The sequence below is a fragment of the Bacteroides sp. MSB163 genome (genome assembly GCF_036416795.1).
GTDB classification, from domain to species: domain Bacteria; phylum Bacteroidota; class Bacteroidia; order Bacteroidales; family Bacteroidaceae; genus Bacteroides; species Bacteroides maternus.
Genome location: NZ_CP143867.1, coordinates 4147389 through 4161187, shown reverse-complemented (window position 1 = coordinate 4161187; position 13799 = coordinate 4147389). Strand labels below are relative to the sequence as shown.

Sequence of the window (13799 nt, the reverse complement as noted above, 5' to 3'; positions counted from 1 at the left end):
CTTTCTTTATTCGTCAATATACTCCCATGGATAGGAATTATCAACTACATTTTGGAACTCCTTGATAGCTTCCTGTTGATCGGAAGTTAGCGATGCTGAATCCCAGGAAGCAATAATAATACGGCCTTCGTCCGCCAAAGGCTCGTCAAACACCTCACCATAGCAAGCAGTTAGCAGACGGAGCTTCAATAGTGAAGCAGGAAGATTATCGAGAATATCCCAACAACGATCCAACACTTCCTGAACATGCCGTTGCTTCTCACCGTGGTCAATAAACGAGGCACTGTAGCCCATCAGAAGAGCGAGACAAACGTTCGCCTGTTCTTCGATGGTAACACCCTTGACACCGGAATCATACAAAGCAGTGGTCAAGCGATAGACTTCACCGTTACGACGGGACAAGTCATCGCTATAGATGGGGCTCCCGTCACCCCCCAAATACATCAGCTCGTGCGCTGCACGCTGAAGGGCAGCTGTTTCTTCAGAAAGAGACATAATTATTTTAGTTTATGATTTCAGATTTATGATTGATCAACTGCTAACTATCAATGATGATTGTCAACAATCAATTATTTGATTACTTCTATAAGATCCGGATGAATCGTAGCAAGCGCAACGGCAATAACACCTTGTATCTCAATGACCACACGACGATCACGTGCGCCTTTTACTTTCAGAAAAATACCTTCCTGTCCTTCGAAGTCACCACCCGTGATACGTACTTTTGTACCTTTGGACAAATTCAGTTCATCCGGTTGGAAGTACATGAGATGGTCATTGTAAGTACCGGCTACAGCAATAAAGCGTTGCATTTCACTGTCGGAGATAATAATCTTCTGACCGCTACGGGTATCCGTAATGTATTGCAAATAGCTTACCTGTGATTTGATGCGCTTCACATCCGAAGGACAGGCATGGACAAACAGCAAGTTGTGGACAACCGGAACCAAAGCACGGACTTTCTTACCTTTCTTTATGCTGATCTTGTATTGCATGGGGATAAAACAACCCATTTTTTCCTTTTCAAGCAAGCGCATAGCATCAGGCTCTCTACGGTACGTGGCACGCATGGCGTACCATATTTCAGTCTCTTTATCCGCTTCCATTTCAAGGATTATTTCAGAAAAGGGTGTTCCCTCGGGGCTTTGAAGTTCTTGCACACGCTTGAATTTCAATCATTTGCGAACACTTTATGTAAGATATGGTAAGTTTTGTGTTCTTCTTGCCCATTGATTTCCCGTAGTTGTTCATTACCATGACATATAGCAGGTAAAGAGCTATAAACTAATTAATTAAACAGATATATTGTCTTTTAATCGTTCGTTTAAAAGACAGGTTGGAAGGTTGTTTTCATACTAAGATTCTTTCAACAAGAAAGTGATCTCAAAATTACAATCTCATTTCAGAGGTAACAGGCTATATATTAGTAATATATATAGGCAAAAAGAAAATATTTCATTTTTCTTTATCAGAATATTTTGTTGTTTCATTTCTGGGCATTATCTTTGCGCACATTAAACGAACGATTAAAAGACACCCACTATTTACGACAATCATTATTAACACCATATTCATACTCCCCTATCCTATCCCCTATTTCATCATCCTTACAGTTCTGTCCAGACCATCTCTCAACCCCGCAGTTTCTTTTATAATAATGTACCCGCGTATACACACATGCAGGCGCGTATTTCCCTATTTTTTCTTTATAACCTGTTACACACATTCTATAAGTAATAGGTAGTAGCCCCCCATACCTATTTACCACTTTGTGTGTAACACATAGAACAGAAAATATTCACTTTTACTGAAAAGAATGGCAGATATTACAGATAGAACCGTTAATTTTGCTTTCGTACAGTAAACTTAAAATAAATTACTAACTTCTAAAATTGTGATTTTATGACTAAAAAAACACAATCTTGAGTATCGAACTCACTTGCAAGGATGGCTACAACATCGAAATCGAGAGAAAAGAAGACAGGATCAATATCCTGTTAGTTGGAAATGAAGCATTTGGAGAACGGATTTTAGTCCGAGCTGAAGAGAGGAAGGAATTCCTCACTCCATGGATAAACATGCTTATGCACCACAAAAAAGATGCGGGAATCAAAGGAACAATGGATCTGGCAAAGAAGCTGGAACACATTGTACTCTTTGAAAAAGGGAAACATGAAAAAGGTGTTTTGGCCCTGAAAAGCATTAATACTGAAATCATTAACCTAAGAAAAGAATTTCAGGAAAAGGAGGAGGAAGCGAGAAAAAAGAAGAAAAATAAGTAAACACCTAAAATTGTGCAAAAACGCCTTTTCAGTGTGAAAAGGCGTTTTTGCCATTCCGATTATTATCCCCTATTTCGTGCCGCCATAAGGCAGATCCAAAACAAACTAAAAACAAATGGAAAATATTCCGGTTACCGCATACAGCGGATTCAGTAATGTACGGGGAGAAATTACTCTCCGAAAAGCAATGGAAAACATCACAAAAGGGCTGCATGCGAAGCTCGTATTCAAAATCCGAATGCTCGTCAGCCAGGGAAAGACGGAAGAGGCGAACAATGTGAAGAAACAGTTGCCATTCTACACCGTCACGGCAGGATACAAGGAAAAAAGGCAGGCCTACAGCATAACAAGCTATACACATGTCACCCTGCTGGACATTGACGACCAGCCCGAAGAGAAGCTGGAAGAGCTGAGGAAAAAAATTAATGAAGATCCCAACACGCTGGCTTCTTTCCTCACCCCAAAAGGGCACGGGTTCAAGGTTTTCGTGTTTCTGAAAACAGCTTATGCCATCCGGCTGAGGGATACACTGGCAGAAGAAGATAAAGTGGAATTCAACACGTTGGAAAAACATCACCTGGCCATGTACAATGCCTGCAAGGAATATTACGAACAGTTGCTCGGCGTGGAAGTGGACGGCAGCGGCAAAGACATATCAAGGGGATTCTTCACCTCCTTCGATGAAAAGGCATACCTGAATGAAGAACTAATGAAAGAGGTGGACGAGATACTGACTACCATCGTTCCGCCCGAAAAGCCACAGCCGGGAAGGAAAAAAACGGTAAGTGAGAAAGTGATAAGTGGTAAGGTGACAAATGATAAACCGGTGAGTGATAAAGTTATGAGTGATAAGCCGGAAAGCGGAAAGGCGGAAGCCGAACCCTGGGAAAGAATGGAATTCAGCAAGGCGGTGCTTGCGGTGAAGAGGATATCAAAGTTTGAACCGGGAAAACGGGACTGCTTCATCTTCGCACTGGGAAACAAGTGCTATACGAAAGGCCTGGAAGAAGAAGTGGTCATGCGTCTGGCACAGGAAAAATTCGGCAGTGAAGAGTTCAACGCGGCAGCGCCCATACACAACGCGTACATCTATACCGACAGGACAACGGAAGCCAACATGCGCAAGGAAGAAGAGAAGCCGGACACGATTCATCAGCTGCTCGATTTCCTGAAAACGCATTATGATTTCCGAAGGAACATTATAATGGACCGACTGGAGTATCTCGACTTCAACGAGAAGACAGAAAAATGGACAGGCAAGCTACGACCCGTAAGAGCAACAAGCTACAACGCCATATTCCTGGAACTGCAACTGGCAGGAATCAAGTGTTCGCTGGATTACGTGAAGGCGATTGTAAACTCTTCATATCCCAGGGAATTCAATCCTTTCACGGACTACATTGAGAAGCTCAAGCCATGGGACGGAGTGACCGATTACATCGGGCAGCTGGCAGAAACCGTACAGACCGAAGACCAGAAGTTCTGGAAGAAAAGTTTCAGAAAGTGGTTCGTGGGAATGCTGGCATGCGCATTGCAGGACGAGGCGGTGAACCATCTCGTCATCATACTCTACTCAGAGCAGGGAAAAGGAAAGAGCACATGGATACGAAGGCTCCTGCCTCCTGAATGGAGGGAATATTACCGGAACGGAATGGCCAATCCGGAAAACAAGGACCACCAGCTGATGCTAAGCACGCACCTCATCATCAATATGGAGGAGTTTGACGGAGCCAGAATCAGTGACCTGGCAGGACTCAAAAGAACCATCACACAGGAGAGCGTCACGGAACGAAAAGTATACGACATACAGACACTATCCTTCATACGACGCGCGTCCTTCATTGCCAGCACCAACAACCGACTGTGCCTGCAGGATATAGGAGGAAACAGACGATTTCTGCCATCCTCCGTTATTTCGATGGATTACAGAACGCCCGTCAATTACGAAGGGATATATGCGCAGGCATACGCGCTGCTGAACGGAGGATATCAATACTGGTACGAAGGGGAAGAGATAGACGAACTGAACCGGCACAACGAAATGCATCGCATGAAGGATCCGGTGGAGGAGAATCTGCTGGTATATTTCCGGAAACCGGAACCCGAAGATACCTGTGTGAAGTGGATGCCCGCAGCGGCCATACTCAGCAAGATTGCCATCTACGGAAAGATACAGGTGAACAGGCAGGCGATACAGACACTGGTGTTGTCGCTGGAGAAATACAGGTTCCGCACGAGAAGGAACGCGCAGGGAAGCACCGAATATGAAGTGGTGGACTTGCAGAATGATGAGGTAAACAATGGATTCGGGAGGTGAGTTATCATATAACGGAACGGGTGATAAGAATATATGTAATGCAGCATTACATCATATCTTATCACCCGTTACATATATTGGCGTTTTATTTACAAAAAGCACAAATATTTCATTCGCCGGATTCAAACCGTTTAAGGCTCACCGAGATACTTGAATATAAGTCTCACTTCAAGGGGCAGGTAAGAATGGCGGTTCTTGTTATAACCCGCTTCCTTCAGTTCCGCCATCAGTTGCCTGTTAGCGTAAATCCACCGGCGGAGAAGCTGAAGGGCGGTAGTAATACATACACCGGGATTGTAAAGCATGGCAAGGTCGGCTTTGGTATAAGCACGGACAGGGACTTTCTCATCTAAGTTTTCTTCTTTCATAAGTTTGTTTTTTAGTGATTTACATGGTATAAAGGTACTCATTTACAGCGACAACCGAAAGGAATAAAGAAAGTATTACTTCTCATTTACATTCTCTTTTTTTCATACAAACTCAAATAGTTTCAAGCGAAAAGTGGAAGGGAAAAGAACGGGGTATATTTGCAGTATCCAAAGGGGAAAAGAGCGAAAATCTTCCGGCAAGCCCATGATGGCGGAGTTAATTAAGAAAAGCATGAGAAGAGGATTCGGACTATTTCTCCCTGAAGGATAGAGAATTAAATAACCTTGTTTTTTTTACTTTTAAAAAATTATTGATTATGGGAGTACCATTCAAGAAGATTCCGCGGAAAGATCCGCGAAAGGAGGATGCGGTGGCAAAGTTTTATCCGCAACTGGTGACGTTAGGGGAAAATGCCGACCTGGAAGACGTGGCGTACGTGATGAAGGAGAAAAGTTCACTGACTTTGGGAGATATCAAAAGTGTAATTACCAACTTTGTGGAAGCACTGATTGACAAGCTGTATGGCGGTCAATCGGTGAACATCAAGGACTTCGGGGTCTTCAGCCTGTCGGCACGGACCCTCGGAGTGGAGAAAAAGGAGGATTGCACGGCTAAGAACATCAAGGCCGTGAAAATCAATTTCCGCCCCTCGACCACCATCAGACCGGACGTAACGGCAACACGCGCCGGACAGAAAATTGACTTCTACGATCTGGAGGCATTGGTAAACAAGGACGGAAATTCATCAGGTGGAAACTCTTCCGGTGACCAGGGTGGATCTGGTGATGGAGGGCTAGATGAAAATCCGCTGGGTTAAAATATCACTAATCATTTAATCAAAGAATATGAAAAAGTCAATCTGGGATAAAATTCTCAAAATTGTGATTGCGGTAGCTTCGGCTATAGTAGGGGCACTGAGTGCCAATGCTATGAACGTGTAAAGGGGTAAGATAAATCTCGCTTTCTAAAAATGAATAAGGCTGCTTCATCAGAAACAGTCTTATTTATTACAAAATAAAGCTTACCTATCAGAAGTTCAGAATGGTTAGTATAATTTTGCATGATAAAACCATAATTCACAGCAATAACAGAAGGATAAATAGTTAATTCTAGTTAATATGAAATTAAAATGCAATTATAAGAAATCTCACTTTTGTATTTTTGTATCAATATCTAATATTAATTCAATATAAAAGAATACTTAATAATTTGGTTATGAGACTTTTTTTATCTTGGAAACATATAATCAGCCTCTGTTTTGTCTTACTACACTTAAGTTTATCTATTGCCCATGCAACCGTAGTCTCCAAACAGCATCGACTACTTATTATTAACTCATATAATGAAGGAGCTCCATGGAGTCAAACCCTTATAACCCCTATTATGCTCCAAACTTCTTCAATAGAAGATGTCAGTGCCGATTTAGTGCATATAAATGGGACATTTATCCGAAATGACTCGTTGTACAACCAAATGGAAGAAGGAATCTTCCATCGTTATGAAAAAAACAAACCGGATTATTTGGTGCTCATAGGCAGTATAGCTTTTACTTTAAGAGACCGTATTCAGAAAGAATGGGGGGATATTCCAATGATATTGATTGCCAATGAAGATACCTATGCCCCCCGGGAATATTACTTCACGGGACGCTCTATAAATATGGCGGATAATAAGGCCGCACCTCTGAACAACATCAGAGAACAATATAACTTCACATTTATTGAAGCCCCGGATATGTATAAAGAAACCATTGACATGATGGTACGGATGTTGCCCCAAATGAAGAAGATCATATTTGCAGCAGACGAGCTTTATCAGAATCAACGACTGGATCGGCTCATACACTCGTACATCGCATCAGAATATCCGAATATCGAATACGAACGCCTGGTAGGTAAAGAAGAAAACAGCAAGCGACTACAAGAATACCTATTGACAGATGATCCGACCACAAGCATCTTATTTTCTACCTGGTTCTATGAACGTAAAAACCTGTTTGGATCGCCTACACTCATCAGCGGCGATTTCCAGCTAGTGGCATCTTCACCTCAGCCGGTATTTGCACTAAGAGGAGCGTATATCAATAAGGCAGGATTCATTGGCGGATACTTCTATGACCAAGCAGAACTAGAGAAATCATTAACTGACATTATCGGGCAAATGCTCCGGGGAAAAAAGCTACGTGACATTCCATTCGTATATAGTAAAAAGTCATACCCGCTCGTCAACTATGCACAACTGAAATTAGATGGTCTTGATGCAGACCTTTGTCCGTCAAATACAATATTCCTGAATAAACCGCTCACATTCTGGCAAAAATATAAATGGTGGATTATCAGCGGAACGATCCTGCTACTTTCACTTGTGGTCATCGCACTTATAATATACTTGTTTCAGCGAAAGAAAATAGCCTTGTTCAGTGCCCATAATACACTTGTATGCAACATGCCGATATCGTATACCCAGGCCAAAGTGGCTTTCGATGAAAAGGGAGAGGCGATAGATATAAAATACCAAGCCGGTAATAGCTTGTTCAATAGTTTGTTTACAGCAAACGAGGCTAATGATACGGATAAGAATTCGCTTTCACAGATTGAATGTCTTCCCCGATTTATAAAAATGGTATTCAAAGAAAAACAAGCGATTTCCTTCACACACTATTTCAAGGAAACCCACTCTTTTTACGAGTTCATTATCTGCCAGTCGTCCGAAAAATACACTATAGACATTTTCGGAGTTGACATCACAGCACGCAATGAAGCAGAAAACGCATTGCGGGAAATCAACAAGAAGCTGGAAATGACCTTGAGCGTAGCTCGAATCATTCCTTGGCGCTGGAACCTGAAAAGCGATATGATTACTTGCGAATCAGAACAGATACTGGCACACATGAATTTTACCAAAGAAAAAGGATCCACTCCCCAAACGCACATTATAAAGGCCTCCGAATACTTCCGGAAAATGCATCCGGAAGATGTGGAACGTATGCAGCAGATACACAAGAATCTTGTATCCGGAAAATTACAGCATGCCAAAGAAGAATTCCGCATCATCACCGAAGTGGAAGGACGGAAATTTATAGACTGGCTGGAAACCAATGCGGTAGTAGATCAATACGATGAGCAAGGATGTCCGGTATCCTTGGTAGGCTCACTGCTATTGATTACTGAACGCAAGAGACAAGAAAAGGCATTGATAACAGCCAGAGAGAAAGCCTTGGAATCCGAACGGCTGAAGTCTGCATTCCTGGCTAATATGAGCCACGAAATACGTACGCCATTAAACGCTATTGTAGGATTCTCCAGCCTGCTGACCACCACTGAGAATGAACAGGAACGTGAAGAATTCATCAGTATCATAGAGAATAACAACCAACTTCTCCTGCAACTTATCAGCGACATTCTGGACTTGTCGAAAATAGAAGCAAATACTCTTGAGTTCAATTACCAGAACGTTGACCTGAACGGATTGGCAAGAGACGTGGAAAGTACAGTACGGCGCAGGCTGAAAGAGGGTGTCGTTCTGGAATTCATTCCCGGAGTTAGTGAGTGCCATGTACAAACCGAAAAAAACCGACTTTCACAGGTACTTATCAATCTGCTGGTCAATGCCATTAAATTTACTCAGGCAGGCAGTATCACATTCGGCTATGAAATCCGTGGAGAAGAACTTTATTTTTATGTAAAAGATACAGGTTTAGGTATCTCACAAGAAGACCAAAATAAAGTGTTCGAGCGATTTACCAAAGTGAATACTTTCACTCAGGGAACAGGTCTGGGGCTTTCCATCTGCAAAAATATTATCGAAAAGATGAAAGGTCATATTGGAGTAGAATCTGAGGGTAAAGGCAAAGGAAGCACATTCTGGTTCACAGTACCGTATAAGCCGGGAGCAGTTGTGGAGCAGAAGAAACAGCAGCCGGTCAGCCTTGCCCCCAAGGCAGCCCAGCAAAAGCCTGTCATCCTGATAGCAGAAGACAATGAAAGCAACTACCTGCTATTCAATTCCATTCTTAACAAAGAGTACAACTTGGTGCATGCCTGGAATGGTGAAGAAGCCATAGAATTATACCGGAAATTCCAACCGCATGTCATCATTATGGATATCAATATGCCCAAGATGGACGGATACGAAGCAGCACGAGAGATACGGAAATTCTCAGAGAAAGTGCCTATTATTGCCGTAACAGCATATTCTTTCTCTTCGGATAAAGAAAAAGTTATGAAGAACGGATTCAACGGTTATGTACCCAAACCGATTGACGCACATATCCTGAAAGAGAAACTACACAATACTATCAAACAAAACATTGCAGCAATATAATAGCGGGAGGGGCTACCCCCTCCCGCTATTCATTTTCTTGCCTTAATCCGGATTTTCTTTTTCTGTCGTTCCTTTTCCCCTATATTCACTGGGGCTGACTCCGAAGTGTTTCCGGAATACTTCCCTGAAATATTTTGCATCGCAGAACCCGGTCATGTCCGCAATTTCCGTAATGGAACGCTCACTTTCTTTCAACATCCGGGCAGCACACTGCATACGGATGAGACGAACATAGTCTGCCGGAGAACAATCGGTCAACGCTTTTACTTTGTTGTAGAAACTGCTACGGCTCATATGGTGAAGCGAACAAAGCATATCTACCGTAAAATCCGGATCGGCCATATTCTTCTCCACATTTTCCCTGACGGAAGCAATGAACTTCCAGTCAAGTGTATCCCGACATCCTTTCGGCCATTTTTCATTCTCAAAATCCGGACTGCCATACTTTTTATATAGCAAAAGCCTGTTGGCTATCAACCGGTCGATACTTGCCTTCAGGATATTGAGGCTAAAAGGCTTGGCCATATAGTCACCCGCACCGATTTTCAGCCCTTCAAGCATGTTCTTTTCATCTCCCAATGCAGTGAGCAGAAGCACCGGAATATGAGATGTCTCGATATTCCCCTTTATAGCTGCACACAATTCATCTCCCGACATTTCCGGCATCATAATATCCGACAACACAAGATCCGGCTTGAACTCGGACAATATTTCAAGCGCTTCTTTCCCGTTAAGACAGGACTGCACCTGATAATCCTCACCAAGCGTATTTGTCAGGTAGATGCGTAAATCATCATTATCCTCCACTACAAGGATACGCCGCGAAGAAGCCGGATTCTGCTTGAGCGTAACTGATGGAGAAAACGGAGAAATAACTTCGGGCACAGTGACGGGATGTTCCGGAGTCTGGGATATGATAGTAGCTTTATGAAAATGTTTGTTTCCTTTAGGAAAAATGATTTCCACTTGTGTGCCCTGTTCCGCCGTACTCTCTATAGAGATTTTACCACCATGCAAATGCACTAATCTGTGCACCAACGCCAAACCGATGCCGCTGCCACTCACTTTAAGGTTGATGACATTACTACCCCGGAAATAAGCATGGAATAATCCTTTCTGCTCATTACGGGGAATTCCGATACCTGTATCTTTCACCTCAATACGCCAGTTATCCCCACACTCTGAAGCGGAAACATGAATACTTCCATTTTCCGGTGTATACTTCATGGCATTCGACAGGATATTCTTCAAAATAGAATCCATCTTGTCCCTGTCAAACCAGACATTCAGATAACTGAAATTATTCTCATAATCCAGCCTGATATGCTTGACACTTGCATACGAACGGAAAGTATCGCAAATGCCGGACATATACGCCCCCAGTTCATACTCGGACACATACAAGCGGGACGAGTAAGTGTCGATACGTTCAAAATTGATGAGATTAGTCGTAAGCCGCAAAAGTACATCCACATTCCGCAACGCCATACTTACATGATCCTTCCCTTCCTCATTCACCATCTCCCCGTTCCGTAATTCCTCCAACGGAGCTTTTATCAATGTCAGAGGCGTCCGGATATCGTGAGCTGTATTGATAAAGAAACGTGCCTTTTCTTCTGACGCTTTCTTCTGCTTTCTCAACGTGACGATGCGGAACAGAATCACACATACCAGAACCGCCAGCAAAACATAGCCGGCTATAGCCCACGGACTAGCCCATAGCGGAGGAGAAATGATGATCAATATACTGCGCTGTTCATAGCTCTTATATTTCTCCTCGTTGGACACCGAACGCACATGAAGTACATATTTACCCGATGGAATATTGGTAAAACGCATCAGTCCGTCAGCCGAAGGAGCTGTCCATTCTTCATAAAAACCTTCCAATTTCCAAGAGTATAACACATTGGAAGGATAATCATAATTGATAGAGGAAGCTCTCAGTGAAAAAGTATTCTGCCCATACTTAAGCCGTAAGACCTCTGTATTGTTGATATCCGTTTCCAGGGGAGATTCTTCATCACCAGGATACATCAACTGATAAGATATACGCAAATCACTGAGTATCATCGGAGAAAAACCGGGAACCGGAATGTACATATCCGAAGGAAAACCGATAACCCCATCATTGCTTCCCAAAACAAAACGCCCGCTGCTATGCAGAATTCCAGCACCGGGATTGAAGCAGACACTCATAAGTCCTTGTTCACGGGTCCAGTTATTGAAAGACATCTTGCGGGGAGAGAAGTGAACAATTCCGTTTTCCGTACTAAGCAATAAGTCTCCGTTCGGTTTAGGAAGAATCGTATAAATATTGTTGGAAATAAGGGCGCAGTTGTCCGTATAATACTGGGCAAAAGCTTCCTCGCGGGGATTGTAGAGCACCAGGCCGGAACCGCTGGTACCTATATACAACACACCGTCGCCTCCCTGATACAAAGCACAAATATGTGATGATTCCACCGGCATATCAATGCTACGGTACTTCCCGGAAACCTTGTCGAGCAAATACAGTCCCATCGAAGTACCGATCCACATTGAGGAACTATCCTTTTCATGAATACAAGTGATGGAACTCAATCCCGGATATAACCGGGATTTTCCACCTGCCAGGTCAAAACACTTCAAGTTATAAAAACCACCTGACCAGATATTGCCTTCCGAATCTTTCTTTATGTCGCGTATATACTGATCGGGACGTAAATCAAGGTGAAAGAAAAGTGAAGAAGCGATATAATCAACCGTTAATGTACGTTTATTTATCTGGTAAAGACCGGAAGTGAAACCACCTGCCAGAATAATACCCGGTGAAATTTCGCAAAGTGTCAGGAATATGTGATTCTTATCTTCTAACTCATGGTCGAAAGTGCTGAAGAAGGAATGCCATTCGCCCGTACCGGAATTATAAAAACTGATACCGTTACTGGTACCGAACCAGAGATCACCGTCACTGTCTTCAATGACATCATGTACCTGATCATTGACAAGCGACTGGCGGTTGCCAACTGAATGACGTGTCCAGCGATATCCTCCATAGCGGTTGTCACGAATGGTTATACCACTAGGATAATTGGCAATCCAGATACGGCCATCACCGTCCACATACACATCATTGATATTGTTGCCGTTCATCCCGTTATGAATCGTATAATCAGCTACAATGTAAGGAACTGCATGGCACGAATCGACATTCATGCGGTAAATACCTTTTCCGTCAGTAGCTATCAGCACCTCTTTTTCACCCACAGGCACAATCCGTTTGACGTTCACATCGCTAAGAGTTCTGTCCGAACTGGTTTCCGAAGAAGTATTGAGATCACAAATCCAAATCCCCTGTTTGAAAGTACCGACAAAAAGTTTTTTTAAGGTGTCCGAGAAAAACAACTCGCTTACCGGTATATGAAGATCATAGGCAGATTTGCATGTGAGTGACATACGTTGCTCATCCAGTATAGCCTGATACAGTCCGGATTCAGTACCTATGAAGAAATTCATCCCGTCCATCTGTTCTATGGAAGTGATGTTACTGATTATGTCGCATGATAGCGGGAAAGCCTTTTCCGTACGGGTGTCGAACAATGTAATCTGTTCCTTGCTACATAACCAGATACGGCCGGAATGATCCATATAACTATAGGTGATATTCGGTGAAGCAATTCCCTTCTCGGGCTGGGAAGGCATATACACCTGTTCAAAGCGGTCGCGTTCCAACTCATAACGGAAAATGCGACCTTTCCGGCCTATCCCCCACAAAGCACCGTCACCAGCCATATAAAGCCAGTTCAGATTGAACTGCATATTAAGTTTCTGTCCTTTATCCGTCAGTTCATAGTGTTTGATTTCCTTCCCATTGTAACGGTCCGGACCTTCCTGAGTTAAAAACCACATGTATCCCAAAGAGTCTTGCAGAATACGGTAAACTTTCTGGCTACCCAGCCCATCCTCCATGTTTAAGTATTTATATGCCTGGGCTGCACATACCTGAGTAAAAAATACAAGTATGGCAAACAGCACGGAGGTGTTTCTTAATTGATAGAATCTTCTCCTGTTCATCACGGTTCGTGTGTGTTATCACATTAAAATACAAGATTAATACGCAAAAATAACAAAAAAGGAAGAAAAAATCATAGAATAAAAAACGTTTTTTTCATTTTACGGATCAGTTATTATCGCCTTGGCAATATTTTTAAAATGACAAAATATAGAAACCAATAAATCATAAAAACAAAAAGAACTGGTTTTCATAAAAATAGAATATAATTAATGAAAAAATTCAGTATTTACATGTAAACAACATTATAAAAGGAATAAAAGCACAGTAAAAGCATATTTAAAAGTCAAAATTAAAGGCACTATACTGTCATAAAAAGAAACCTTATAAAACATAAAATACCGTCCATAAAGTCATAAAACTTTTCTATTTATTATCTTACTGAAAAGTTGTATATATTGTCAGTTTATATCCACACATAAGACCTAGCTCATAATATTACTCACTTGCGGCTGAC

Annotated in this window: 9 protein-coding genes; 5 read left to right on the top strand and 4 right to left on the bottom strand. The window is 42.4% G+C overall.

Annotation, left to right across the window (positions count from 1 at the left end):
• Positions 1-6: 6 nt before the first annotated feature.
• Both VYM24_RS15805 and VYM24_RS15800 read right to left on the bottom strand, forming a co-directional pair.
• Positions 7-495 (bottom strand): UpxZ family transcription anti-terminator antagonist, encoded by a 489-nt coding sequence (locus tag VYM24_RS15805; RefSeq protein WP_291553712.1) that lies wholly within the window; start codon positions 493-495, stop codon positions 7-9.
• A gap of 74 nt (positions 496-569) precedes the next feature.
• Complete coding sequence (locus tag VYM24_RS15800) at positions 570-1106, bottom strand: UpxY family transcription antiterminator (protein WP_029328032.1); 537 nt, start codon at positions 1104-1106, stop codon at positions 570-572.
• 816 nt (positions 1107-1922) lie between these two features.
• On the opposite strand from VYM24_RS15800, the gene VYM24_RS15795 reads away from it, so the two are divergent.
• Positions 1923-2282, top strand: coding sequence for a hypothetical protein (locus VYM24_RS15795; RefSeq protein ID WP_330940383.1), 360 nt, complete (start codon positions 1923-1925; stop codon positions 2280-2282).
• Between the two features lie 115 nt (positions 2283-2397).
• On the top strand, positions 2398-4599 hold the full coding sequence (locus VYM24_RS15790; RefSeq protein WP_291553717.1) for a VapE domain-containing protein: 2202 nt from the start codon (positions 2398-2400) through the stop codon (positions 4597-4599).
• 131 nt (positions 4600-4730) lie between these two features.
• Here VYM24_RS15790 and VYM24_RS15785 read toward each other — a convergent pair whose 3' ends face one another.
• Positions 4731-4967, bottom strand: a complete 237-nt coding sequence (locus VYM24_RS15785; protein WP_294503792.1) for a DUF4248 domain-containing protein — start codon at positions 4965-4967, stop codon at positions 4731-4733.
• Positions 4968-5284: 317 nt separating this feature from the next.
• On the opposite strand from VYM24_RS15785, the gene VYM24_RS15780 reads away from it, so the two are divergent.
• The 3 genes from VYM24_RS15780 to VYM24_RS15770 all read left to right on the top strand — a co-directional run bounded on the left by VYM24_RS15780 (position 5285) and on the right by VYM24_RS15770 (position 9291).
• Entirely contained in the window at positions 5285-5785 is a 501-nt protein-coding gene (locus VYM24_RS15780; RefSeq protein ID WP_330940382.1) for an HU family DNA-binding protein, read from the top strand.
• A 28-nt stretch (positions 5786-5813) separates the two neighbouring features.
• Positions 5814-5909 carry a smalltalk protein gene (locus tag VYM24_RS15775; RefSeq protein ID WP_007216224.1) on the top strand — a complete coding sequence of 32 codons (96 nt, stop codon included), beginning with the start codon at positions 5814-5816 and terminating at the stop codon, positions 5907-5909.
• Between the two features lie 442 nt (positions 5910-6351).
• On the top strand, positions 6352-9291 hold the full coding sequence (locus tag VYM24_RS15770) for a hybrid sensor histidine kinase/response regulator (protein WP_330940381.1): 2940 nt from the start codon (positions 6352-6354) through the stop codon (positions 9289-9291).
• Between the two features lie 42 nt (positions 9292-9333).
• Here VYM24_RS15770 and VYM24_RS15765 read toward each other — a convergent pair whose 3' ends face one another.
• On the bottom strand, positions 9334-13344 hold the full coding sequence (locus tag VYM24_RS15765) for a hybrid sensor histidine kinase/response regulator transcription factor (RefSeq protein WP_330940380.1): 4011 nt from the start codon (positions 13342-13344) through the stop codon (positions 9334-9336).
• Between the last annotated feature and the right edge of the window lie 455 nt (positions 13345-13799).